We start from the raw sequence: 24,999 nt of genomic DNA on the forward strand, positions 1-24,999 counted from the left end.
TTATAATGAGATAGAATCATATGATGATATTTCTGCATCATCAGCTATGTTTAAGAAAAAGAATGGAGAAAATACATGATACTGGCATGTCAGAATATAAAAAAATCTTTTGGGGAAGACGTGATCGTTTCTTCCGGATCATTTCATATAGAAGACAGAGAGAAAGCCGCACTGGTCGGACCAAACGGCGCCGGCAAATCCACGATTCTTAAGATGATCGTCGGGGAACTCCCTTCCGACGGCGGAGATATCCTGCTTGCAAAGGGAAAGACTCTTGGATACCTGGCCCAACATCAGGAAATGAATACCGGAGCCACCATCTACGAAGAGGTTCGTTCTGCAAAAGAACCGATCTTCGCAATGGAGCGAAAGATCCGCCAACTCGAAACCGATATGAAACACCTGACTGGCGAAGAACTTTCCGGTACTCTGGAACAGTACAACCGACTGGTGTCTCAGTTTGAACTTGAAAATGGATACGCCTGTGAAAGTGAGATCATCGGGGTTTTAAAAGGTCTCGGCTTTGAAGAATCCGAATTTGGCAAACATGTCAACACCCTGTCCGGCGGTCAGAAAACCCGCGTATCTCTCGGAAAACTTCTGCTCACAAAACCAGATATTATTCTGTTGGATGAGCCTACTAACCACCTGGATTTAAATTCTATCGCATGGCTGGAGACTTATCTGTTAAATTATCCCGGAGCCGTTCTGATCGTCTCCCACGACCGTTTTTTCCTGAACCGGATCGTAACCAAGGTCATCGATCTGGATTACGGAGAGCTTCGGATGTATATGGGAAATTATAAAGCTTATTCCGAAAAAAAACAGCAGATCCGGGATGCAAAAATAAAAGAATATCTGAACCAGCAACAGATCATCAAACACCAGGAACAGGTCATTGAGAAATTAAAATCTTTCAACCGCGAGAAATCCATCAAGCGTGCGGAAAGCCGTGAAAAAATGCTGGAAAAGATGGAGCGGATTGAAAAACCACTGGAAGATTCCGATGGCATGCATTTTTCACTGGAGCCCTCCGTTGTCAGCGGAAATGATGTGCTGAAAGTCGAACATTTAAGCAAACGATTTGACGATCAGGTACTTTTTACCGATGTATCCTTTGAAATTTCCCGCGGAGAACATGTGGCCGTCATCGGCGACAACGGAACCGGAAAAACCACGCTTTTAAAAATTATCAATCAGGTGACCGATGCAAACGAAGGCAGTTTTGTTCTGGGTTCCAACGTGGACATTGGTTATTATGATCAGGAGCACCATGTTCTTCATCCGGACAAAACGATTTTTGAAGAAATCTCCGATGATTATCCGAATCTGAACAATACTAAGATCCGCAATACACTGGCAGCATTTCAGTTTACAGGAGATGACGTCTATAAACTGATCCGTGAATTAAGCGGTGGCGAACGTGGTCGGGTTTCTCTTGCAAAATTAATGCTTTCCAAATCCAATTTCCTGATTCTGGATGAGCCTACCAACCATTTGGATATCCAGTCCAAGGAAATTCTGGAAGAAGCCCTGAATCAATATACCGGAACGGTTCTGTATGTATCACATGACCGTTATTTCATCAATCAGACTGCCCATCGAATCCTGGAGCTGACCAATCAGACCTTTGTAAATTACATTGGAAATTATGATTACTATCTGGAGAAAAAAGAGACGATGACCGCAAATCTTCTCTCTTCTTCCGCAGGATCCGGTGCTGTTTCAAAAGAAACAACTGTTTCCGAAAAAGAAGATTCTGCTTCAAAATTGTCCTGGCAGGAACAGAAAGAGCAACAGGCGTTAGAGCGCAAGCGGAAAAATCAGTTAGAAAAGACGGAAGCCCGCATCAGCGAACTGGAAACACGGGATCAGGAGATCGACGAGAGCATGCTTCTCGAAGAAGTATACAGCAATTCCGTAAAATGCCAGGAACTCTCGAAAGAAAAAGCTGCGATTGCTGAAGAACTGGAAGAACTGTATCTCCAGTGGGAAGAATTGGCGGAGTAAATTGTGGGTTATCCGATAAAATGTGTTGATGAAAACCATTATTCTCCCGCAAAAGGATTGCACCCTTTTGCGAAAGTTAAAGTTGTATTCCTATAACTCACATATGGATTCATATCGAAAAAAGATTGCATAAGGGAACATCCGCAGTCCCGGAACTTCCTGAGAGCAAGCAGCAGCACCGCTCGAAGGTTAGTTCTGCTGGACGAGGACTAGTGCGAACGGTTCCCGTTGCAACTTTTTTCGATATTATTTATATTTGGAGCCTGTAATTGTTTTCCTGTATTCAATACGGATTTTGTTCTTGCTCTGCTATTTACAATCTGGAAGCGATTGCCTTGATAAATTCTTTGCTGTTTAATACAGTCGGATTCTCAATGGTGGTAATCAATGCCAGGTCTTTTGTCATCTCTCCGGCTTCAATGGTATCCAGAGTTGCCTTTTCCAGCTTGTCTGCAAATGCCATCAGTTCCTGATTTCCATCCATTTCTCCACGTTTTCTGAGTGCACCGGTCCATGCAAAGATGGTTGCAACAGAGTTGGTGGATGTTTCTTCCCCTTTCAGATGTTTATAATAATGTCTCTGAACGGTTCCATGTGCAGCTTCGTACTCATAATATCCTTCCGGAGATACCAGTACGGAAGTCATCATTGCAAGAGATCCAAACGCAGAAGAAATCATATCACTCATTACATCTCCGTCATAGTTCTTGCATGCCCAGATAAATCCACCTTCGGATTTCATAACACGGGCAACTGCATCGTCAATCAGAGTATAGAAATATTCAATGCCTGCAGCTTCGAATTTTCCCTTGTATTCTGCGTCGTAAATCTCCTGGAAAATGTCTTTAAAGGTGTGGTCATACTTCTTGGAGATCGTATCCTTGGTAGAGAACCAGAGATCCTGTTTGGTATCCAATGCATAGTTGAAGCAGCTTCTTGCAAAGCTTTCGATGGACTTGTTCACATTGTGAAGTCCCTGTACAATTCCAGGTCCGTCAAATTCATGTACCACTTCTTTTGTCTGAGTTCCGTTTTCTGCTGTGTAGACCAGTTCTACCTTACCTGCACCCGGAATCTTCATCTCCACACCCTTATACACATCTCCATAGGCATGTCTTGCGATTGCGATCGGTGCTTTCCAGGATTTTACATTCGGTTCGATTCCCTTTACAACGATTGGTGCCCTGAATACGGTTCCATCCAGAATCGCACGGATCGTACCGTTCGGGCTCTTCCACATTTCTTTCAGATCATACTCCTTCATTCTGGCAGCATTCGGTGTGATCGTTGCACATTTTACTGCAACTTTATATTTCTTGGTCGCATTTGCTGAATCGATAGTCACCTGGTCATTGGTTTCATTTCTATGTTCCAGGCCCAGATCATAATATTCGGTCTTCAGATCGATAAATGGCTCCAGCAAATCTTTTTTGATCATTGCCCAGAGAATTCTTGTCATCTCGTCCCCATCCATCTCTACGATCGGTGTTGTCATCTTAATCTTGTCCATGTTTCATCCTCCTGAAATTGTATTCTGTATTGGTATACTTCGTTGTCAAACTGTTGTACTCTAGGGTTCCATTTTCAAATTCTGCATCACGTGAAGAATATGTTCATTTGCAAGCTGTTCCGCCAGATCTGCATCCTTGTCCTTGATTGCGCGAAGGATCAGCTTGTGTTCGCGGATCGATTTTCTTGCTCTCTCCTCCGATACCACCGATTTCTTTCTGGCATTCTGCACATATTTATGAAAATCCATCATGGTATGACTTAAGATTTTACTGTTGGATGCCTCATACATGACCGCATGAAACTGTCCGTCCAGATTTGTAACCTGCTGTGCATTCACCGTATTTTCCGGCTTGGTATGAAATTCCGACAGTAAAATAATCTCTTCCAGTTTGCTGATCTGTTCCGGTGTAATATATTTCGTGGCCCATCTGGCGCATAATCCCTCCAGATACGACCTCATACAATAAATGTCGTGAACATCTTTCGGTGTGATTCCACTGACATAGGCTCCTTTATTCGGAATAATGGTCACCAGCCCTTCCAGTTCCAACTGTCTTAAGGCCTCCCTGACCGGAGTTCTGCTGACTCCCAGTTCTTTTCCGATCGTAATTTCTCTTAATTCATCGTGTTCCGCATATTTCCCGGCAATGATATCTTCCCGGATTTTCTGGAACACTCTGGCACTTAAGGAATAATCCTGCATTTCCGCCATTCCTGTACGTCCTTTCATTTAGAAATCAATCTTCATAGTTTCGCTGATTTCATTAATTTTATCTACAAGTTCGTGATCTGTCAATACAGTGACTCTTCCTTCATCATATTGAACATCTACCCATTTCTTCAGTTCCACAACCAGCGGAGATTCTTTCGTAACCTGTGCATCGCCTTTCAGCTTGTAATAAGTATTGATCCAATGAGCAATTCCCGCAATACCTGAAGTGTTGGATACCGATACGAGCGGTGGTCTGTCCAGGAATTTTGCAGTATCAAACACATTGTAGATCTCCTCATTCTTCAGAAGACCATCTGCATGGATTCCTGCACGGGTTACATTAAAGTTCTTTCCTACAAACGGCGTTGCCGGCGGAATATGATATCCCAGTTCTTTCTCATAATATTCTGCCAGTTCTGTGATCACTCTGGTATCCATGCCATCCAGAGTTCCGCGAAGCTGTGCGTATTCAAATACCATAGCCTCAAGCGGGGTATTTCCGGTTCTCTCTCCGATACCAAACATAGAACAGTTGACTCCGCAGGCACCGTAAAGCCAGGATGTTGTAGAATTGTTGACTGCCTTATAAAAATCATTGTGTCCATGGAACTCGATCAGCTCACTCGGCACTCCCGCATGAACCATCAAACCATAGATAATACCAGGAATGGACCTCGGGATCACAGCTCCCGGATAATTCACTCCGTAGCCCATGGTATCACAGACACGAATCTTGATCGGAATCTGATATTCGTTCATCAGTTTCATCAGCTCTACGCAGAACGGAATTACAAATCCGTAAATATCCGAACGTGTGATATCTTCCAGGTGGCATCTCGGACGGATTCCTGTTTCCAGACATTCTCTGACAATCGACAGGTAATGTTTCATGGCCTCACTACGTTTCATCTTCAATTTATAGAAAATGTGATAATCGGAACAGCTTACCAGAATACCGGTTTCTTTTAATCCGATTTCTTTTACAAGTTCGAAATCCTTTTTATTGGCACGGATCCAGCTTGTGACTTCCGGGAATTCATATCCTTTCTCCAGACATTTATAAACTGCATCTCTGTCTTTCTTGCTGTACAGGAAGAATTCCGACTGACGAATCTTTCCTTTCGGGCCTCCCAGTCTGTGCAGGTAGTCATAAATTGTCACGATCTGTTCCGATGTATAAGGAGCACGGGACTGCTGTCCGTCCCGGAACGTGGTATCTGTGATCCAGATTTCATCCGGCATATGATGCGGCACGATTCGATCATTAAATGCGATCTTTGGAATTTCGTCATAATGAAACAGATTTCGGAACACATTTGGTGTATCCACATCTACCAGCGGATACATGTGCTCTTCCAGTTCCAGAAGATTTGTATGATGATTCAGATAAACTTTACGATTTTCCATGATTCCAACTCCTTTTAATACTCTTTCAAACTCAAAATCTTGTATAATTGTATACAATTATACAAGATCTGTCAATCCTTTTTTTAAAAAATGGCCACGCAAAAGAGTTTCACACTCTTCTGCATGACCATTCTTCCTGAAATAAGGTGTTCACTGAACCTTTTTGTCGTATACTTTGCAATTAAAGCACACGTTTTTTTTCATATTTTACCCGAGTATTTAAATAATGGATCAGATCACTGCATCTGGTCTCCAGATCTTTCCCCGTCTCCGGGTAATCCAGGCTTACTGCCGCGGATGTCAGAAATTTATCTGTCACTTCTCCACGGTGAGCCGTCAGAAATTCTGCCTGTTTCTTCGGATCTTCCAGATCCAGAAAGCGCAGGATCAGAGAAAGTTCTTCTTCCATATTCTACCTCCATCCCTGAAAGCTACCTGACGCACCTCAGATCATCCTTTCAGAGGCAATACGGACATTTATCCGTACATTATCCTTATATATTTCCATTCATTTTTCAAAAATACAGCCAAACTCACTTAGACGTGGCGGGATTCATCACGGTTGATCAGTTTCGGACGGAAATGATTGTCCTCCAACACTTTCAGAATCTCATTCTTATGTTCTGTTCCGAAAGCTTCCATCGTGATACGCAGTTCAACTGCTGCACTTCTGTTTGTCGTTACAAACTGGTTGTGTTCTAGCTCAATGATATTGCCCTTCACTTCCGCGATCACATCCGCTACTCTCGCCAGTTCTCCCGGTTTGTCAGGCAACAGCACAGAAACCGAGAAGATACGATCTCTCTGCATCAGTCCCATCTGTACAATAGAGGACATGGTAATGACATCCATGTTTCCGCCACTTAAGACGCTGACAACTTTCTTTCCTTTGCAATCCAGATGTTTCAGCGCAGCTACGGATAATAATCCGGAGTTTTCTACTACCATCTTATGATTCTCTACCATATCCAGGAAAGCTCCGATCAGTTCCGTATCGTCGATCAGAATGATCTGGTCCACATTTTCCTGTACATAAGGCAGATTCTGATATCCTACCGCCTTCACAGCCGTACCGTCTGCAATCGTGTTTGCGCTGTCGAGCTGAACCACTTCCCCCTTTTCCAGTGCTGCTGTCATACTGGCTGCACCGGCAGGCTCTACACCGATTACCTTGATCTTCGGATTCAGCATTTTTGCCAGGGTAGAAATACCGGTAATCAGTCCGCCACCTCCGATCGGAGCCAGAATGTAATCTACCGTCGGAAGTTCCTGCACGATCTCCATCGCAATGGTTCCTTGGCCGGTTGCCACATCCAGATCATCAAAAGGATGTACAAAAGTATATTCCTTCTCTTCTGCCAGTTTATATGCATACTCACAGGCATCGTCATAGACATCTCCGTAAAGGATGACTTCTGCGCCATATCCTTTCGTGCGGTTCACCTTGATCAGAGGAGTTGTAGTCGGCATTACGATGGTTGCATGACAGCCATAGGCTTTTGCCGCATAGGCAACTCCCTGAGCATGATTCCCGGCAGATGCGGTAATCAGTCCCTTTGCCCGGGCTTCTTCTGACATGGTACTGATCTTATAATAAGCACCACGCAGTTTGTATGCACCTGTAAACTGCATATTTTCCGGTTTCAGATATACTTTTGCGCCAGTCTGGTTGCTGAAATAATCACTGTAAATCAATTTGGTAGGATTGATCACTTTTTTTACAATTTCACTGGCCTCTTCAAATTTCTCTAATGTCAACATCTCTTTCTCGTCCTTCTTTTACGCTCTCATACATTTATGTTTTCTCATTTCATTCTTTCATCCGGAATCTGTCAACGAATATATTTCATTCAGCTTACCTTCCAGATCTCCGCCGAAATAGCCGGGAGAATCTTCTGCCATTCACAATATCAATTTTAATCCGCATCAGAATCTTTATAAAACAGTGCATTTACAAACTCATCAGCGTCAAATTTCTGCAGATCGTCGATAGTCTCTCCGACTCCGATATATTTTACCGGAAGTCCTAATTCTGACTGAATCGCAACGGCAATTCCGCCTTTCGCAGATCCATCCATTTTGGTCAGGATCACACCGGTAATGTCTGCCACTTCATTAAACTCTTTCGCCTGAGCAAGTGCATTCTGTCCGGTGGTAGCATCCAGCACAACCAACGTCTCTCTGTACGCTTCCGGATATTCCCGGTCAATGATCCGATTCATCTTCTTCAATTCTTCCATCAGGTTCTTCTTATTATGAAGTCTTCCCGCTGTATCGCAAAGCAATACATCTGCATGTCTGGCTTTTGCAGCTGCAACCGCATCATAAATCACGGCTGCCGGGTCAGACCCCTCCTGACCGCCGATCATCTCTGCCTGAGCGCGGTTCGCCCATTCTTTCAACTGTTCACCGGCTGCCGCACGGAAAGTATCTGCCGCCGCAAGAATCACTTTTTTATCCTGGGCTCTTAATTTTCCTGCCAGCTTACCGATCGTTGTCGTCTTTCCTACACCATTGACGCCGATTACAAATACAACCGAGGTCTTCTCTTCAAATTCATAGGCATTCTCCGAAACACCCATCTGCTCTTTGATGCTCTCAATCAACAGTTCCCGACAATCTGTCGGCTCTTTAATGTGTTGCTCTTTCACTTTTTCTCTCAACTGATCCAGAATTTCCATGGTCGTGCGAACACCGATATCCCCCATAATCAATGTTTCTTCCAGCTCATCATAAAAATCATCGTTGATCTGAGAAAATCCACTGAAAATACTGTCCATTCCGGATACGATATGATCCCGGGTCTTGGTAAGCCCTGAGACCAGGCGTTGAAAAAATCCCTGATTCTCTGACATAACTCTTCCTCCTCATTTTCTGTTACTTTCCTTCGTTTCGTACCTCTTCCTGTGTCTCCAGTTCCCCCTCTAACAGATCTACGGAAACCAGAGTAGAGACTCCTTTCTCCTGCATAGTAATTCCATACAGACGATCTGCTGCATTCATCGTACCTCGTCTGTGGGTAATGACGATAAACTGTGTATTCTTTGTCAGTTTGTGCAGATACTGCGCAAAACGGGTTACGTTGGAATCGTCCAGTGCCGCCTCGATCTCATCCAGAAGACAGAACGGCGATGGCTTCAGATTCTGGATTGCAAACAGCAGAGAAATTGCAGTAAGTGCTTTTTCTCCACCGGATAACTGCATCATGTTCTGCAATTTCTTGCCCGGTGGCTGAGCGATGATACGCACGCCTGCCTCCAGAATATCTGCATCCTCCATCAGTTCCAACGTTCCTTTTCCTCCGCCAAACAACTGACGGAATACATGATCAAATTCTTTTGAGATCCGCGCAAACTGTTCCATGAACTGTTTGCGCATGGCCTCATCTAATTCTTCAATGATCTTCACCAGACTTTCCTCCGCCTCGATCAGATCATCATGCTGCTCTTTCAGGAATTCGTATCGCTCCGACACCGATTTGTATTCTTCAATGGCATTGACATTGACATTTCCGAGTGCACGGATTTCCTGCTTCAGACTCTGGATCTGCTTCTTCATAAAGCTTAAATCCGTCAGAGTCTCATCCCTCACTGAAAGGGCATAATTATAAGTGATCTCATATTCTTCCCACATATAATTAATCTGCTTTTCGGATGCCTCTTCATAGCCTTCTTTCCTGCTGGTAAGACGGAAAACTTCCTTATCCAGATCCGCAATTCTCTGCGAAAGCTCCTCTCTCTGGGAAAGAAAACGTTTATGTTTCAGGGTCAGTTCTTCCCTTCGTTTTGTCTGATCCTCAATCTCCTGTTCAATCTCTTCAAACAGCTCTGCGGAATCATTGATGGTTCTGCGGATATCCTCGATCTCCGCCTCTTTCTGTCGAATTTCTTCACTCGCTCCGCTCTGATTCTGGTCCAGTTCTTCTAACTCTTTCTGAAATTTCAGTGATTCCTGATCCAGACGCTCTATATTTTCCATAATGAACTGGCTTTGCTGCTCGATCGATGCATGAGCCAAATGGACAGCCTCAGAAGCTTTCTGCTTTTCCTGTTCCTGTGCTCTGGATTCCTCCAGTTCCTTCTGAGCCTCCTCAATTCTGTGATTTAACTCTGCTTCCATACGGTTTGAGGTTTCCAGTTCCAGATGAATGGACGTTTTATTTTCCTCCACACCCAGAAGTTTTTCATCCAATTTGGCAAGCTGCAGTTCGTTTTGCTCCACAGAACGCTGTATTTCCCGGATTCTTCGTTCGATCTGTTCACTGTTCATTCTTGCAGTATTTTGCACCACATAATCTTTCTGAAGAATCTGCTGTAATTCGTCATTTTTTGCATAACATCCGGCTCTTAATGCTTTCAGTTCTTCCACCTGAGCACTCAGGTCTTCCATCGCCAACTTTAATGTACCGGTCTTTTTTTCCAGTTCTTCCACTTCCCGGCGTCTGCTCAGAAGATTGCTGGAATTTTTAAAAGCTCCACCGGTCATGGATCCACCCGGATTGATCAGATCCCCTTCCAGCGTAACAATTCTGAGAGACTGTCGGTACTTTCTGGCAATCCTGGTTCCATGATCAATATGATCCACCACAAGCGTTCTTCCAAGAAGGCTGGACGCAATCTCCTGAAATCGGGGATCTGTTTTCGCCAGACGATCTGCCGTTCCGATCACGCCCTCTTCCTTCAATGCTTCCGGCTTCGGAAACCCACCATAATTCTTTACCGTTGTCAGCGGTAAAAAGGTCGCACGCCCGAACTTATTCTGTTTCAGATAAGAGATCATTTTCTTTGCGGTGTCTTCTGTATCTGTCACGATATTTTGGATACTTCCGCCAAGTGCTGTCTCCATTGCAAGTTCATATTTTCTGTCTGTCTTAATTATATCTGCGACCACACCCAGAAGTCCCGGAACCCGTTCCTTCTGCGACATCACTCTTCGGATGCTGTTGCCATATCCGTCGTAACGCTCTGTCATATTTTTCAGAGACTCCAGACGGGACGCTTCTCTGTGATATTCTCGCTGACTATTCAGAAACGCATCCTGTTTCTGATCCAGTTCCTTCTGATATCCGGAGATCTTTTTTTCATTTTCCGCAACGATTTCCTGCTGAGCTGTAATTTTTTCTGTAATTTCTTTCAGATTCTCTGCAAACGATTCCCGTCGTGAAGCCTGAGATTCCATTTCTTCTTTCGCCGCTTTGATCTGTTCTCTGATCTGCGTCTGTTGCAGTTCAAACTGTTCCCTGGTGCTGTCAAAATACTGGATCTTCGCACTGGTCGATGCACGGTTATTCAGAAGTTCTACCAGGTCATTTTGCGCTGTTTCCAGCACATTTGTAAATTTCAGGATCTCCTGCTGGATCCGAAGCAATTCTTCGTTTGCCTTCTGATCCAGTGCATGTTTCTCCTGAAGTTCCCCCATCAGACGTTCCTGTTCCGTCTCAAAATCTTTTTTCTTTAAAGATCTGGCCGCCAGTTCCGCCTGAATAATGCTGACCCGGTTGCTGTAATGCTCGTCATTGGTTCTCGCCGTATTGATCTGCTCGTTTAAGACATTGATCTGACCTTCCAGCTGCTGTTTTAACAGCGTTGTCTCATTTAACTGACGTTTTGCTTTTTCAATCTCCTGATTGATCTCCTCGATCTCGTCTTCAATGGTCTCATATTCATTCTTCCGCTCTTCGAATTTCTGCCTGGAAGCCGCCATCTCACCGGAAGAAAGTTTGATTTTTTCATCCAGATCCGCTATCTGCTCTTTCAGACGGTCTGTCTCGAGCAAGAACATATTAATATCAAAACGTTTCAGTTCTTCTTTCTTTTTCAGATACTCTCGCGCAACCTGAGACTGTTTCTCCAACGGTCCAACCTGCTTCTCAAGCTCCGATAAAATGTCATTGACGCGAAGAAGATTCTGACGTTCTTCTTCCAGCTTTTTCACGGAAAGGTTCTTACGTCGTTTAAATTTCACAATACCGGCCGCTTCATCAAACAATTCCCGTCGTTCTTCCGGTTTACCGCTCAGGATCCTTTCAATCTGCCCCTGTCCGATAATGGAATATCCTTCTTTTCCGATTCCGGTATCATAAAACAGCTCATTAATGTCTTTCAGACGACATGCAGAACCATTGATCAGATATTCACTTTCTCCGGAACGGTATAATTTACGGGTAACCGTCACTTCCTGATACTCGATCGGAAGGCTGTGATCCGAATTGTCCAGCGTAATTGCAACCGATGCATAACTTAAGGGTTTACGGTTTTCTGTCCCTGAGAAAATAACATCCTGCATAGAACCGCCACGCAACTGTTTGACTCTCTGTTCTCCGAGTACCCAGCGCACCGCATCCGCAACATTACTCTTTCCACTTCCGTTCGGGCCTACAATTCCCGTAATCCCATTGTGAAAATCAAATTTGATCTTATGGGCAAATGACTTAAACCCCTGTACTTCTATACTCTTTAAATACATGTAATTCTATTCTCCATGGTTTGTTTCCCGCAAAGTCAGGATGGTCTGGTAAGCTGCCTGCTGTTCTGCCGCTTTCTTCGTGCGACCGATTCCTTTTCCATAAACTTTCTCCCCAATCTTTACATTGACTTCAAAAGATTTCTTATGGTCAGGACCTTCTTCTTTTACAAGCTGATAGCTTAACTCACCCAGGTCCGATGCCTGCACGATTTCCTGTAAGATAGTCTTGCTATCGTAAAAGAGAATTTTATCTTCCAGATCCTTCAAAATAAACCGATGTATAAACTCTTTTGCACTAGTAAAACCACCGTCCAGATAAATTGCTCCGATCAGAGCTTCCATTGCATCAGAAGTCACAGACTCCCGCTCCCGGCCCCCAGTCGTCTCTTCTCCCTTTCCGAGAAGCAGATAATCCCCCAGATCGATCTCCCTTGCGCAAAATGCAAGGGCTGGTTCACAGACCATACTCGCTCTCATCTTGGTCAGTTTACCTTCCGGCTCTGTGGGATGTTCATGAAAAAGGTACTCGCTAGATACCACTTCAAGTACCGCATCGCCCAGAAACTCCAGCCGTTCGTTGCACTGCCATTTTTCCAACCGTTTTTCATTCGTATAAGAACTGTGCATCAGGGCATTGGTACACAATTCTTTCTGTTTAAATGTATATCCTATCTTTTTTTCTAACTCTGCCTGATTTCTACTCATTCTTCCATCCTATGAAAACGAAAAAGCCCATACGGGCTTTTTCTGATCCTTTTTTAATCTAAAACATTTTTGATCTGGTCAACCGCATCCTGAACTGTCACAATCTTTTCTGCATCATCATTATTGATCTCGATATCAAACTCTTCCTCGATTCCCATAATAATCTGGAAAATATCCAGCGAATCCGCACCAAGATCATCCACAAATTTGGTGTCCGGTGTAATATCTTCCTTTGGTACATTCATAACTTCTGCGATAATGTCCTGCATCTTTTCAAATTCCATAATTAATCCTCTCCTTTATCTTTTCCTGACATTTTGTTCTGTATATCTTTTTATTTCTTTGCAGTCTTGATTTTCTGTTGATTTTAGGTTCTAACCTTTATTTATACAGTAATCTTATACGTCCTTGTTCTCTTCATCCGATGCTCGCTGTTCCTTCAGCCCTTCCTGAATCTTTTCGTTGATCTTCTGCTCGTGGAACTGTACACACTGAAGAATGGAATTCTTCACTTCCTTGGCAGTCGAACTTCCGTGAGTTTTCACAACCAGACCATTCAGCCCCAGAAGCGGTGCACCTCCGTATTCACTGGCATCAAATGTCTTCAGCGTTTCCTTCAGAGCCGGTTTCACAAGGAGTGCTCCGATCTTGCTTCGAAGCGTACTCATCATGCCGCCTTTGATTTTTGAGATCAGGGTCGCCCCCAGACCTTCATACAGCTTTAAGATTACATTTCCCACAAAGGCTTCACAGACGATCACATCCGCTACTCCAGACGGAATATCTCTTGCTTCCACACTTCCGATAAAATCGATATCCTCGCAGGCCTTCAGCATCGGAAACGTCTCTTTTACCAGTGCATTTCCCTTTTCTTCTTCTGCACCAATATTTACGATCCCAACCTTCGGTTTCTTTACGCCGATTACATGTTCCATATAGATAGAACCCATCTTCGCAAACTGAACCAGATGAGAGGGTCTCGCGTCTACATTTGCCCCACAGTCAATCAGCAGAGAGACTCCCTTCGCTGTCGGAATCAACGGTGCCAGCGGAGCACGTTCGATCCCTTTGATCCTTCCTACGATTACCTGGCCGCCGACCAGTACCGCACCGGAACTTCCCGCTGAAACAAAGGCATCTGCTTCGCCTTCTTTCACCAGTTTCATTGCTTTCACGATCGAAGAGTCTTTCTTTCTGCGGATTGCCATAACCGGAGGTTCCGCAGTCTCGATTACTTCCGTTGCATCTACGATCCGGATCTGTTCCTCAGGATAGGTATATTTCGCCAGTTCCTGCTTTATCACTTCTTCTTTGCCGGTCAGGATCACTTCAATCTCTTTGCGTGAATTGACGGCATCAACTGCTCCTTTTACGATCTCTCCGGGTGCGTTGTCTCCACCCATCGCATCAAGAGCAACTCTCGTCATATCTGACATCTTTTATCCTCCTAAATACTGCTGCTATTCATTCTACTAAACATTGCTTTAAAAATCAATAATCGGCATAAAAAAAACAAAAAAGGGATCAAACCAAGCGGTTCAATCCCTGATTCCTCATGCATTTGTCTCAATTAGTCAACGCTGATGATTTCTTTTTTGTTGTAGCTTCCGCAAGCCTTGCATACTCTGTGAGGCATCATAAGCTCTCCACATTTGCTGCATTTTACAAGATTCGGAGCACTCATCTTCCAGTTTGCTCTTCTCTTATCTCTTCTTGCTTTGGAAGATTTATTCTTTGGACAGATAGACATAGGTTACACCTCCTTAAAATTCTTAAACAGATCACGGACAACTGACATTCTTGGATCAAGACTTGTATCTTCACAATCACAAGTACCCTTATTTAGGTTCTGACCACAAACATTACAAATGCCCTTGCAATCTTCACTGCAAAGAACTTTCATCGGCCATCCTATTAATATCTCGTTATAGAGCATTTTGTCCACGTCAAGATAATATCCGTCAATATAATTCGATTCATCGAATCCTTCGTCCAGTTCCGCATCAGATTTTGAGAGATCTACATGCTTGTCCGCATCCAGAACAAGTTCCTGTTCCACATCTTCCAGACACCGATCGCAGGGAATCAGAACACAGATTTTCGATCTCGCCTGAATCTTCAGTTCACGATTCTTAACATGGGAAACATGGATCTCAACCGGATCCTTTCGTATAATCGGATAGGTTCCTGCTCTCATCTGAACCGAATCCATATCCAGCTGTACAGTCTCATTAATCGGTTGATGACGGTCTGATAACACGTCTGATAGGTTCAATAACATTGCTTCACCCCTATTCACACAAAGATTATTATATCATGTAAAAGACATTTGTCAATTAGTTTTTCCATTATTTTTTGCAAGACACTAAAAAAGATTCACCGGACCTTTTTGTCGTATGCATGGCAACTAAAAAAGATTCACCAAAAAATCTCATCCGTGTCTTCCGGATGAGATTTTTGAGCTGTGAATTTTTCAGGATGTTTCTATACCAATGCTACCGTTTCACGTGCAATTGCCAGTTCTTCATTGGTCGGTACTACGTATACATTTACCTTGGAATCCGGTGTGGAAATTCTGACTTCTTCTCCGCGGGTCTTGTTAGCATCCTCATCCAGAGTAATTCCAAGATATTTCAGGTTCTCACATACCAGTTCACGGATTCTGCCGTCATTCTCACCGATACCTGCTGTAAACGCGATATTGTCTACTCCGTTCATGGCTGCGACATAACTTCCTACATATTTAGCCACACGATATGCAAACACTTCCTGTGCAGTTGCTGCCTTTTCATTTCCGCTCTTGGCACCTGCTTCCAGATCACGGAAGTCACTGGAAAGATTTCCGGAAAGTCCATATACTCCGGACTTCTTATTTAATACATTTAATACACCGGCAATATCCAGTCCCTCTTTGTTTGCGATAAATTCTACGATCGCCGGATCCAGGTCTCCGGAACGGGTTCCCATAACCAGACCCTCCAGTGGTGTAAATCCCATGGATGTATCTACGGATTTTCCGTTTTCTACAGCACAGATACTTGATCCGTTACCAAGGTGGCATACGATGGTCTTCGTCTGATCATATGGTTTTCCAACGATCTCTGCCATACGTTTGGATACAAAGCTATGACTGGTTCCGTGGAATCCGTAACGTCTGATCTTATATTTTTCATAATAGTCATATGGAAGTCCATACATATAGGCTTTCTTCGGCATCGTCTGGTGGAATGCGGTATCAAATACTGCAACCATCGGTGTACCAGGCATCAGCTCTTTGCAGGCATTGATTCCGATAATATTTGCCGGATTATGAAGCGGTGCAAGCTCGTTACATGCTTCGATCTCACTCAATACTTCCTCTGTAATTACAACAGAAGAAGCAAATTTCTCTCCACCATGTACGACACGGTGTCCGACTGCTCCGATCTCTGCCAGATTCTTTACCACACCTGTTGTCTCATCTGTCAGTGCGTCAATTACATAAGAAATTGCCTCTTTATGTGTCGGCATTGCTTTGTCCTCTTTGACCTTCTCTCCGCCCTGCGGCTGATAGGTCAGGCTTCCGTCGATTCCGATTCTTTCGCAAAGTCCCTTTGCCAGAACCTGCTTAGATTCTGAATTGATTAACTGGAATTTCAAAGATGAACTTCCACAATTGATGACTAAGATATTCATTGTTTTCTCTTCCTCCTCTTACTTCACCGATTGAAACGCTCTCTGTCACGTTTCATATGTCTTTCGTGCACAATTATACCGCAATGAATCATGGCTAACAAGATGTTTTATGTGTATTTTTACGTGCAATCCGTATTTTTCCGACTTTTTTTGCAATTTTTGTTGTATAATATATACAAGTAGTTTTTTTAACAAATCTGTTATTTATTTCACATTGTATAATCTAATTGTTTTACGAAAGAGAGGTTCTTATGAAAGTTGTCGGATTAATTGCAGAATATAACCCATTTCACAACGGTCATGCCTACCACATCCAAAAAGCAAAAGAACTGACCGGAGCAGATTCCGTCATCGTCTTGATGAGTGGAGATTTTGTGCAGAGAGGAGCTCCTGCCGTGATGTCCAAATATCTCCGAACCCAAATGGCACTACAGGCAGGCGCCAGCGCCGTATTCGAACTTCCGGTCTGCTATGCCACCGGAAGTGCCGAACTTTTTGCCTATGGTGCTGTCTCTCTTTTGGATCGTCTCGGAGTCGTTGACAGCCTGTGTTTCGGCAGCGAATGTGACAATCTGTCCGAACTGGATAAAATTGCTTCTGTTCTGGTCTCTGAACCGGAAGCCTATAGCTGCGTACTGAAACGTGAGTTAAAGAAGGGTGCCTCTTATCCATCTGCCCGCCAGAAAGCACTTCAATCCTATTTTCAGACAGAAGACTGTGCTTTTCTGTTGGAGCAGCCAAACAATATCCTTGGAATCGAATATCTGAAAGCGCTGAAAAAGCTTCATTCAAAGATCCGTCCTTACACGATTCGCAGGGTAGAATCTGATTATCACGAGACGGAACTGCAGGAACATTACAGTTCTGCTTCTTCTCTTCGCCATTTTCTCACCCGTTCCGAGCAGTTTCCTGAGGATTTAGAACGACAGGTTCCCTCTTCTGTTCTGCCGCTTTATCGGGAGACTTTTCGACGGGAATATCCCGTCACACCGAATGCGCTCTCTTCCATTACGCAATATATGCTTTTAAAAACACCGGTAAAAAAGCTGTGCCGTTATATGGATATGAGTGAAGATCTTGCCCGCAGGATCAAAAATCAGTTTCATCATTATACTGATTACCAACAATTCTGTGAACTGCTAAAAACAAAGGAACTGACCTATACCCGGATTTCCCGTGCTCTGCTTCATACCGTCCTCGGAATCAAGCAGAAACGAACCGATGCATTCTTAAACGATCAGGTTCATTATTACGCTCATTTGCTGGGATTTCGCAAAGACCAGAAACAGATCCTTAGTGTCATCAAAAAAGAAAGTGATCTTCTACTCTTTACCAGAACTGCCGATGAGAAGAAACTGTCAAAAGCCGGAAAAGCCATGCGCAGACAGGATGTGTTTGCTTCCAATTTATATCAGACCCTGATATCCGGACAGTATCACACTCCTTTTGAAAATGATCTGAAAAAATCTGTGCTGAAGATCTGAGACACAAAAGAAGAGATTGATTATCCTCTCGCAAAAGGTTGCAACGGGAACCGCTTGCGCTTGCCTTCGCCTCATAGAGATACCCTTCGAGCGGCGCTAACGCTTGCTCTCAGAAAGTACTGGGGCTTCGGATGTTCCCTTATGCATTCCTTTTGCGAAATGGAGATAACTCGGAAATATTAGGTAGATGGTAAATAATCGAAGTCTTTGTGAGCTTTTAAAGGATTCGCTACTCCTGAAAATAGACGGCAGAAAATAAAGGAGCTGCGTATGAAACGGTAAAGAAAAAAACGAAAGAAGCATGAATTCCCACAAAAAATATGAGCAATTCCATGCTTCTTTTATTTTGCTTTAAATGTAATTCCGGATTTTTTACGCCTCCACCACTTTGGTACAGGTCACTGCCAGAGACCCCGGTCCGATGTGACAGGATACGCTCAGGGATAACGGATTCATAACAATTTCGTATCCCGGAAAGGCCCCCTGCACTTCCTCTTTCCATTTCTGTACTTCCTCTTCATCTCTGCTGGTATAAGCGATTCCGAGTACCATTTTTTTGCCGGCAAAACGAGTCTCAAGATCATTTTTAATCGCTTTGAGCATCGTCCTTTTTGCTGCTTTTACTCCCCGCACCTTCGCAAAGGAATCTAGCTTTTCTCCCTGGAGTTGTAATACAGGCTTCAGATTCAACATGGAGCCAAGCGCTGCCGCTGCCGGAGTGATGCGCCCACCTTTTTTCAGGTATTTCAGGGTATCCACCATAATATAGATACTAGCTTCCAGTTTTTCCTCTTCCAGGATCTGTTTAATCTCTTCTGCCGATTTTCCCGCTTTTACAAGAGCCATCGCATCGTAAACGGACTGTTCCTGGGTCACGGAAATCCTCTGATTATCAACCACGTGAACTTTTCCATCGTAATCGTCTGCCAGTGTCATTGCTGTCTGGCAGGAGCCACTCAAACCGCTGGACATCGGAATATGAACGATCTCATCATACTCTTTTAAAATGTTTTCCCAAAAATCCATCAGATCTCCCGGAGATGGCTGAGATGTGGAAATATCCGCATCTTCCTGTAACTTTTTATAAAAATCTTCCTGAGTCAGGGAGATATCCTCAAAATATAGCTCTCCATCAATATAAAATGGCATCGGAAGAACGAAAATCCCTAATTCTTTTCCCCGTTCCTGTGTAATACCACTGTTACTGTCTGTAACAATTGCAATTTTATTCATCTAAGTATCCTTTCTAGTTCTTAAAGCTGTGAATCGGTGCCGGAATCCTTCCCTGACGATTTACAAATGCCTCACAACCAAATTCATTCACCGGCATGATCGGTGCATATCCAAGCAGTCCACCAAATTCTGCCACTTCTCCCACATCTTTTCCGATTACAGGGATTACGCGGACCGCAGTTGTTTTCTGATTCACCATTCCGATCGCCATCTCATCTGCAATGATTCCGGAAATCGTGCTGGCACTTGTTTTTCCCGGAATTGCGATCATGTCCAGTCCAACTGAACATACACAGGTCATTGCCTCTAATTTTTCCAGGCACAGAGATCCCGCATTCACCGCATCAATCATTCCCTGATCTTCACTGACCGGAATAAACGCGCCGCTTAAGCCACCTACATAAGAAGAGGCCATGACTCCACCTTTTTTCACCTGATCATTCAAAAGAGCAAGCGCTGCCGTCGTTCCAGGTGCTCCCACTCTTTCCAGTCCGATTTCTTCCAGGATCTCTGCCACACTGTCTCCAATTGCCGGTGTCGGTGCCAGAGAAAGATCAATGATTCCAAATGGGATTCCAAGTCTTTTGGAAGCTTCTCCTGCTACAAGCTGTCCCACACGGGTCACCTTGAACGCCGTCTTCTTAATGGTCTCACAGAGTTCTTCAAATCCTTTTCCACGAACTTTTTCCAGAGCCTTCTTTACCACGCCCGGACCGCTGACGCCCACGTTGATTACCGCGTCTGCCTCTGTCACTCCGAGAAATGCTCCTGCCATAAACGGATTGTCGTCCGGTGCGTTGCAGAAAATCACAAGCTTGGAACATCCGCAACTGTCGTTTTCTTTGGTTGCCTCAGCCGTCTTCACTACGATCTCACCGCAAAGTCTGACTGCATCCATATTGATTCCGCATTTGGTAGAACCCACGTTTACCGAGCTGCAGACTCTTTCTGTTGCTGCCAGTGCCTGTGGAATCGAACGGATCAGAAGTTCATCTCCGGTTGTCATTCCTTTGCTTACCAGCGCGGAATATCCTCCGATAAAGTTGACTCCTACTTCTTTTGCTGCCTTATCCAGTGTCTTTGCGATTGTCACATAATCTTCCGGTGTCTTACATGCAGCAGAACCGATCAGGGCGATCGGTGTAATGGAGATTCGTTTATTCACGATCGGAATTCCGAATTCCTGTTCGATATCCTGTCCGGTTTTTACCAGATTTTCTGCGGTTTTCGTAATCTTATCATAAATGTTCTGATTGAGTGTCTCAAGATCTGCATCGATGCAGTCCAGAAGACTGATTCCCAGTGTGATGGTTCGAACATCCAGGTTCTCTTCCTCAATCATTTTATTCGTTTCCGAAACTTCATACATATTAATCATGGCGCTTCATCCCCGTCTTTCTTAAAGTCTGTGCATTTTTTCAAAAATTTCTTCTCTCTGGCAGTGGATGTCAAGTCCCATCTCTTTTCCCAGTTCTTCCATTTCTTCACTGACCTGACCGAAATTCTTTGTCATCTTTGATACATCCACGATCATCATCATGTTGAAGAAATCCTGTACGATCGTCTGGTTAATATCCAGAATATTAATCTGATTCTCCGCAAGATATGTACAAACCTTTGCAATGATACCTACCTGATCTTTCCCCAATACTGTTACTACACATTTTCTCATTTCGTATGCCGCCTTTCTTATACTTCAAGAATTTCCGATATGCTGTCTCTCTTTGCAACAAGCATATCCAAATCTTCCCCTTTGTACGGATTTTCTCCAAGGGTTACTTCCAGTTTAACGGTTTCGTATGCCAGTCTGGCATAATTATTTTCTTTACTGAGATGACCCAGAACGATATGTTTCAGGCCATCATGTAGTATATCACAGAGAAGCTGTCCTGACAATTCATTGGACAAATGTCCCTTATCTCCCATCACTCGCTGTTTCAGATAATAGGGATAACTCCCCACTTCCAGCATATGGATATCGTGGTTGGCCTCCAGCAGGACCGCATCCAGATTTTTTAAATGCTCCACAGTATATGGAGTATACATTCCGAGATCCGTTGCTACCGCCACTGCCTTGTCCTCGCTTTCCATACGATAAGCCGAAGGCTCATTTGCGTCATGGGAAATTGCAAACGGTTCAATCTGAATGTCTCCGATTGTAAATCTCTCATCCACCTGAATCTCATTGTAAAGCCCTTCGGGCATCTTCCCGAGACCACTGTAACTTTTGATTCCCTCAATGGTTCCCTTGGTCGCGTAGATCGGAATTTCATACTTCCTGCTGAACACTCCCAGCCCCTGAATGTGATCCGAATGTTCATGAGTCACCAGAATCCCGTTTAATTCTTCTCCCTTGATCTCCAGTCCCTTTAATCCTTCTTCAATCCTTTTCTTGCTGATCCCTGTATCTATAAGCAAATGGGTGTGATCTGTTCCCGTATAAATACAATTTCCGCTGCTTCCACTCGCTATGCTGCATAATCTCATGCCAGTAATTCTCCTATCTGACGTCTGGTTTCTTCAAAATCTCCGTCATTTTCCACCACTGCATCACATTTCGCATAAAACTCCGATTCCGGAAGCTGTGAGGCAATGATCTCTGAAATCTTCCGGTCATCATAACCTCTGGATTCTTTCAGTCTCTGACGTCGAACGTCTTCACTCGTATGAATATACCATATCTCGTCACAAATTGCACGATAATCATTTTCAAGAAGAAGGGCTGCTTCTATAATAAAATAAGCTGTATGCTCTTCTTTCTGACGTTCAATCTCTGACAGCAGATATTCCCGGACCGCCGGGTGTACCATCTGATTCAGCCGCAGAAGTTTTTCTTCTTCTTTAAATACGATCCCCGCAAGTTTCGGTCGGTCAATTTCCCCATCCAATGCGAGAATCTCCTTTCCGAAATATCTTACCATTTCCCGATAACAGGTCTGTCCTTTTTTCTGCAGTTCTTTTGCGATCTCATCCGCCTGATAGACTTTTGCCCCAAATTCCTGTTCCAGACATTCCAGTACCTTGCTCTTCCCGGAACCTACGCCGCCTGTAATTCCTATGATTTTCATGATCTTATCTCTTTTCTGTTTCTTTTATCCATTTCTTCTGTTTTTGTGTTTCTTCTATAAATTAATCTCTTTTATTTTCCGCATCTACTTTGCCTCAAACCAGTTTTTCCCGTCATGTACATCGATCACCATCGGCACCAGCAGATCAACAGCATGCTCCATCTTATCCGTCAGGATTTCTTTCACCTGATCTGCTTCCTCTTCTTTTGCCTCGATCAACAACTCATCGTGTACCTGAAGAATCAACCTGGATTTCAGGTTTCTTTTTCTCAGTTCTTCCGCCACATCGATCATAGCAATCTTCATGATATCTGCTGCCGTCCCCTGAATCGGTGCATTCATCGCCACCCGTTCTCCGAAGGAACGCTGCATAAAGTTGCTGGAGGAAAGTTCCGGTACCGGACGTCTCCTGTGGAACAACGTCGTCACATATCCTTTTTCTTTTGCCTGACTTACCGTCTCATCCAGAAACCGTTTGATCCCTGGATAGGATTCAAAGTAATTCTGAATGTACTGTTCCGCCTCTTTTCTTGTGATACTGAGATCCTGACTCAGACCAAAAGAACTGATTCCATATACAATTCCGAAATTCACCGCTTTTGCATTGCGGCGCTGCAGATCCGTCACATCATCAAACGGCACATGAAAGACCTGAGATGCAGTGATCCGGTGGATATCCTTTGCCTCTTTATATGCTTCAATCAGCGCAGGATCTTTGGAACAATGAGCCAGAACTCTCAGTTCAATCTGAGAATAATCCGCATCCACAAACACGTAGCCCTCTTCCGGAATAAACACTTTTCGGATCATGCGTCCAAGTTCCATCCTCACCGGAATGTTCTGAAGATTCGGATCGGAACTGCTGATTCTGCCGGTTGCTGTCACGGTCTGATGAAATTTGCCGTGGATCCGTCCGTCTGACTGTATAAAATTGGCCAATCCATCAGCATAGGTGGATTTCAGCTTTGCTACCTGCCGATATTCCAGAATCTTTGACACGATTGGATAATCCGGAGCCAGTTTCTCCAGAACTCCTGCTGCCGTGGAATATCCGGTTTTGGTTTTCTTTTTATTCGGAAGTTCCATCTTTTCGAACAAAATGACACCCAACTGCTTCGGAGAATTGATATTGAATACCTCTCCTGCCATTTCATAGATGGATTCTTCCAGTTCATTTTCTTTTTCTCCCAGCATCTGCCCATAGGCATGTAATTCATCCGATGCGATCTTTACGCCGTTTTTCTCCATTTCATACAACGTAAATACCAGTGGCATCTCTATCTTCTCAAACAGATCTTCCATCTGTTCTTCTTTTAATTTCTCACGCAATACTCCGACGGATTCTCTTGCGATATACGCCTCATAAAAGGCCGCTCTTTCCTGATCCATTCCCTCGTCCAACAACAGATCCAGATATTCTCTTGCCACATCTTTTTCATCATAATCACTTTTCAGCGGATTCAGAAGATAGGCTGCAATCTTATTATCAAAACATGTTTCCCTGTCCAGGATTTCCAGAACCGACAGTGCCTCTTTTAATTCAAACATGGCAAAGGTTTTCACCTGACCAGAAAGCCACCCGATCTTCTTCAGGATTTCTGTCATCGGCAATTCCGGAGAAGCCCCGAACAGATACACCTTCTCCTGTATCGCCACAGCTGCTTTCCCGTAACCGGTAGGATCGGCAAACAACGGAAGGATCCCTTCCTCATCCCTGGACAGACACACTCCAACGATCTCTTCTTTTGCCGCTTTTTCAAAAAGCGTTTCAATCTCTGAAGCTGTCTCAAGTTTGCAGAAAAGTCCCTCAATGTCTTTCTTCTCTGTTGTCACCTGAAACCGGGATAACAGATTCTTAAACTGGAGCCTCTGACATAATTCATACGCCTCTTTTGTATAAGGATCTTCATAAAGAGCGTCTTCTAGCTCAAAGGAAATCTGCGCATCCTTTTCGATCGTTGCCAACACCTTGCTTAGTTTCGCCTGCTCCCAGAATTCTTTCAGATTCTTACCGGCTCTCGGAGGTTTCAGTTCTTCCACATGTTCATAAGCAGTTTCGATGTTCTGATACTGTTGGATGATTTTGGTGGCAGTCTTCACTCCCACACCCGGAACTCCCGGAATATTATCTGCCGTGTCTCCCATCAGCGCTTTTACATCAATGAACTCTGTCGGTGTGACCCCATAGTGTTCCTTTACATCTTCTGCATAATAATCTTCCACTTCCGTCTTCCCCTGTTTCGTCTTCGGAATCCGGATCTTGACATGTTCCGTGGCGAGCTGCAATGTATCCCGATCTCCGGAAATCAGAGAGACTTCCAGTCCCATCGCCTCACACCGGCAGGACAGTGTTCCGAGAAGATCATCCGCCTCCAACCCCGCACACTCTATAGTCGCGATGCGCATGGCCTTTAGCATCTCCTTCAACATCGGCACCTGCTGCCGCAGTTCTTCTGCCATTGGCTTTCTGGTTCCCTTATACTCTGCATAAAGCTTATGTCTGAAAGTAGGGGCATGGACATCGAAAGTTACCACCAGATACTTCGGCGTTTCCTCCTCCAGGATCTTAAACATAATGTTCAGAAAACCATAAACAGCGTTCGTATGGAGTCCTTCTGAATTGGTCAGATCCGGCACTCCATAGAACGCTCTGTTTAAAATACTGTGTCCATCTATCAAAACAATTTTATCAGCCATAATTTCCTCCAGTATATCCTCATATTCACTA

The 24,999-nt window shown here is 44.0% G+C and carries 21 protein-coding genes; 2 read left to right on the forward strand and 19 right to left on the reverse strand.

Annotated elements, in window-relative coordinates; genetic code table 11:
• Positions 1-75 precede the first annotated feature (75 nt).
• A complete protein-coding gene (locus tag KGMB01110_RS14425) occupies positions 76-2,010 on the forward strand; it encodes an ABC-F family ATP-binding cassette domain-containing protein (RefSeq protein WP_117888336.1) in 1,935 nt (644 codons plus the stop codon).
• 313 nt (positions 2,011-2,323) lie between these two features.
• Here KGMB01110_RS14425 and KGMB01110_RS14430 read toward each other — a convergent pair whose 3' ends face one another.
• The 13 genes from KGMB01110_RS14430 to KGMB01110_RS14490 form a co-directional block, all read right to left on the reverse strand.
• Complete coding sequence (locus KGMB01110_RS14430) at positions 2,324-3,520, reverse strand: NADP-dependent isocitrate dehydrogenase (RefSeq protein WP_119299285.1); 1,197 nt, start codon at positions 3,518-3,520, stop codon at positions 2,324-2,326.
• A 60-nt stretch (positions 3,521-3,580) separates the two neighbouring features.
• Entirely contained in the window at positions 3,581-4,234 is a 654-nt protein-coding gene (locus KGMB01110_RS14435) for a GntR family transcriptional regulator (protein WP_119299321.1), read from the reverse strand.
• 18 nt (positions 4,235-4,252) lie between these two features.
• Positions 4,253-5,641, reverse strand: a complete 1,389-nt coding sequence (locus tag KGMB01110_RS14440) for a beta/alpha barrel domain-containing protein (RefSeq protein WP_117602279.1) — start codon at positions 5,639-5,641, stop codon at positions 4,253-4,255.
• Between the two features lie 181 nt (positions 5,642-5,822).
• A complete protein-coding gene (locus KGMB01110_RS14445) occupies positions 5,823-6,050 on the reverse strand; it encodes a hypothetical protein (protein WP_117602280.1) in 228 nt (75 codons plus the stop codon).
• A gap of 128 nt (positions 6,051-6,178) precedes the next feature.
• Entirely contained in the window at positions 6,179-7,402 is a 1,224-nt protein-coding gene (gene ilvA / locus KGMB01110_RS14450) for a threonine ammonia-lyase (RefSeq protein ID WP_119299287.1), read from the reverse strand.
• A 155-nt stretch (positions 7,403-7,557) separates the two neighbouring features.
• A complete protein-coding gene (gene ftsY / locus KGMB01110_RS14455; protein ID WP_117602282.1) occupies positions 7,558-8,496 on the reverse strand; it encodes a signal recognition particle-docking protein FtsY in 939 nt (312 codons plus the stop codon).
• Positions 8,497-8,518: 22 nt separating this feature from the next.
• Positions 8,519-12,106 (reverse strand): chromosome segregation protein SMC, encoded by a 3,588-nt coding sequence (gene smc, locus KGMB01110_RS14460; RefSeq protein ID WP_119299289.1) that lies wholly within the window; start codon positions 12,104-12,106, stop codon positions 8,519-8,521.
• Positions 12,107-12,112: 6 nt separating this feature from the next.
• Entirely contained in the window at positions 12,113-12,811 is a 699-nt protein-coding gene (gene rnc, locus KGMB01110_RS14465) for a ribonuclease III (RefSeq protein WP_117888339.1), read from the reverse strand.
• 53 nt (positions 12,812-12,864) lie between these two features.
• The gene (gene acpP, locus KGMB01110_RS14470) at positions 12,865-13,095 is read right to left on the reverse strand and encodes an acyl carrier protein (RefSeq protein ID WP_117602285.1); all 231 of its coding nucleotides are present in this window, start codon (positions 13,093-13,095) and stop codon (positions 12,865-12,867) included.
• A gap of 114 nt (positions 13,096-13,209) precedes the next feature.
• On the reverse strand, positions 13,210-14,247 hold the full coding sequence (gene plsX, locus KGMB01110_RS14475; RefSeq protein ID WP_119299291.1) for a phosphate acyltransferase PlsX: 1,038 nt from the start codon (positions 14,245-14,247) through the stop codon (positions 13,210-13,212).
• Between the two features lie 134 nt (positions 14,248-14,381).
• The gene (gene rpmF, locus KGMB01110_RS14480) at positions 14,382-14,561 is read right to left on the reverse strand and encodes a 50S ribosomal protein L32 (RefSeq protein ID WP_004068723.1); all 180 of its coding nucleotides are present in this window, start codon (positions 14,559-14,561) and stop codon (positions 14,382-14,384) included.
• 3 nt (positions 14,562-14,564) lie between these two features.
• A complete protein-coding gene (locus KGMB01110_RS14485; protein WP_117602287.1) occupies positions 14,565-15,092 on the reverse strand; it encodes a YceD family protein in 528 nt (175 codons plus the stop codon).
• Between the two features lie 203 nt (positions 15,093-15,295).
• Positions 15,296-16,486: an acetate/propionate family kinase gene (locus KGMB01110_RS14490; protein WP_119299293.1), complete on the reverse strand. Its 1,191-nt coding sequence runs from the start codon at positions 16,484-16,486 to the stop codon at positions 15,296-15,298.
• A gap of 251 nt (positions 16,487-16,737) precedes the next feature.
• Between KGMB01110_RS14490 and KGMB01110_RS14495 the strand changes: the two genes are divergently transcribed.
• A complete protein-coding gene (locus KGMB01110_RS14495) occupies positions 16,738-17,970 on the forward strand; it encodes a nucleotidyltransferase (protein WP_119299295.1) in 1,233 nt (410 codons plus the stop codon).
• A 372-nt stretch (positions 17,971-18,342) separates the two neighbouring features.
• Here the strand turns inward: KGMB01110_RS14495 and KGMB01110_RS14500 are convergent, their stop codons facing one another.
• From KGMB01110_RS14500 to polA, 6 genes are all read right to left on the reverse strand, one after another.
• Positions 18,343-19,203 (reverse strand): DegV family protein, encoded by an 861-nt coding sequence (locus KGMB01110_RS14500; RefSeq protein WP_119299297.1) that lies wholly within the window; start codon positions 19,201-19,203, stop codon positions 18,343-18,345.
• A gap of 13 nt (positions 19,204-19,216) precedes the next feature.
• Positions 19,217-20,581 carry a PFL family protein gene (locus KGMB01110_RS14505; protein WP_119299298.1) on the reverse strand — a complete coding sequence of 455 codons (1,365 nt, stop codon included), beginning with the start codon at positions 20,579-20,581 and terminating at the stop codon, positions 19,217-19,219.
• A gap of 21 nt (positions 20,582-20,602) precedes the next feature.
• Entirely contained in the window at positions 20,603-20,875 is a 273-nt protein-coding gene (locus KGMB01110_RS14510; RefSeq protein ID WP_117602292.1) for an ACT domain-containing protein, read from the reverse strand.
• Between the two features lie 17 nt (positions 20,876-20,892).
• Entirely contained in the window at positions 20,893-21,690 is a 798-nt protein-coding gene (locus tag KGMB01110_RS14515) for an MBL fold metallo-hydrolase (RefSeq protein WP_119299301.1), read from the reverse strand.
• Positions 21,687-22,271: a dephospho-CoA kinase gene (gene coaE, locus KGMB01110_RS14520; protein WP_117602294.1), complete on the reverse strand. Its 585-nt coding sequence runs from the start codon at positions 22,269-22,271 to the stop codon at positions 21,687-21,689. The genes KGMB01110_RS14515 and coaE overlap by 4 nt, the downstream gene beginning before the upstream one ends.
• Before the next feature lie 84 nt (positions 22,272-22,355).
• On the reverse strand, positions 22,356-24,968 hold the full coding sequence (polA, locus tag KGMB01110_RS14525; protein WP_119299303.1) for a DNA polymerase I: 2,613 nt from the start codon (positions 24,966-24,968) through the stop codon (positions 22,356-22,358).
• Between the last annotated feature and the right edge of the window lie 31 nt (positions 24,969-24,999).

It is taken from the genome of Mediterraneibacter butyricigenes, from assembly GCF_003574295.1.
GTDB classification, from domain to species: domain Bacteria; phylum Bacillota; class Clostridia; order Lachnospirales; family Lachnospiraceae; genus Mediterraneibacter_A; species Mediterraneibacter_A butyricigenes.

Bases quoted from the DNA above. Each gene is read 5' to 3' on its own strand.
- KGMB01110_RS14425 (WP_117888336.1), top strand. From the start codon at position 76: ATGATACTGGCATGTCAGAATATAAAAAAATCTTTTGGGGAAGACGTG.
- KGMB01110_RS14430 (WP_119299285.1), bottom strand. From the start codon at position 3,520: ATGGACAAGATTAAGATGACAACACCGATCGTAGAGATGGATGGGGAC.
- KGMB01110_RS14435 (WP_119299321.1), bottom strand. From the start codon at position 4,234: ATGGCGGAAATGCAGGATTATTCCTTAAGTGCCAGAGTGTTCCAGAAA.
- KGMB01110_RS14440 (WP_117602279.1), bottom strand. From the start codon at position 5,641: ATGGAAAATCGTAAAGTTTATCTGAATCATCATACAAATCTTCTGGAA.
- KGMB01110_RS14445 (WP_117602280.1), bottom strand. From the start codon at position 6,050: ATGGAAGAAGAACTTTCTCTGATCCTGCGCTTTCTGGATCTGGAAGAT.
- ilvA (WP_119299287.1), bottom strand. From the start codon at position 7,402: ATGTTGACATTAGAGAAATTTGAAGAGGCCAGTGAAATTGTAAAAAAA.
- ftsY (WP_117602282.1), bottom strand. From the start codon at position 8,496: ATGTCAGAGAATCAGGGATTTTTTCAACGCCTGGTCTCAGGGCTTACC.
- smc (WP_119299289.1), bottom strand. From the start codon at position 12,106: ATGTATTTAAAGAGTATAGAAGTACAGGGGTTTAAGTCATTTGCCCAT.
- rnc (WP_117888339.1), bottom strand. From the start codon at position 12,811: ATGAGTAGAAATCAGGCAGAGTTAGAAAAAAAGATAGGATATACATTT.
- acpP (WP_117602285.1), bottom strand. From the start codon at position 13,095: ATGGAATTTGAAAAGATGCAGGACATTATCGCAGAAGTTATGAATGTA.
- plsX (WP_119299291.1), bottom strand. From the start codon at position 14,247: ATGTCAGATATGACGAGAGTTGCTCTTGATGCGATGGGTGGAGACAAC.
- rpmF (WP_004068723.1), bottom strand. From the start codon at position 14,561: ATGTCTATCTGTCCAAAGAATAAATCTTCCAAAGCAAGAAGAGATAAG.
- KGMB01110_RS14485 (WP_117602287.1), bottom strand. From the start codon at position 15,092: ATGTTATTGAACCTATCAGACGTGTTATCAGACCGTCATCAACCGATT.
- KGMB01110_RS14490 (WP_119299293.1), bottom strand. From the start codon at position 16,486: ATGAATATCTTAGTCATCAATTGTGGAAGTTCATCTTTGAAATTCCAG.
- KGMB01110_RS14495 (WP_119299295.1), top strand. From the start codon at position 16,738: ATGAAAGTTGTCGGATTAATTGCAGAATATAACCCATTTCACAACGGT.
- KGMB01110_RS14500 (WP_119299297.1), bottom strand. From the start codon at position 19,203: ATGAATAAAATTGCAATTGTTACAGACAGTAACAGTGGTATTACACAG.
- KGMB01110_RS14505 (WP_119299298.1), bottom strand. From the start codon at position 20,581: ATGATTAATATGTATGAAGTTTCGGAAACGAATAAAATGATTGAGGAA.
- KGMB01110_RS14510 (WP_117602292.1), bottom strand. From the start codon at position 20,875: ATGAGAAAATGTGTAGTAACAGTATTGGGGAAAGATCAGGTAGGTATC.
- KGMB01110_RS14515 (WP_119299301.1), bottom strand. From the start codon at position 21,690: ATGAGATTATGCAGCATAGCGAGTGGAAGCAGCGGAAATTGTATTTAT.
- coaE (WP_117602294.1), bottom strand. From the start codon at position 22,271: ATGAAAATCATAGGAATTACAGGCGGCGTAGGTTCCGGGAAGAGCAAG.
- polA (WP_119299303.1), bottom strand. From the start codon at position 24,968: ATGGCTGATAAAATTGTTTTGATAGATGGACACAGTATTTTAAACAGA.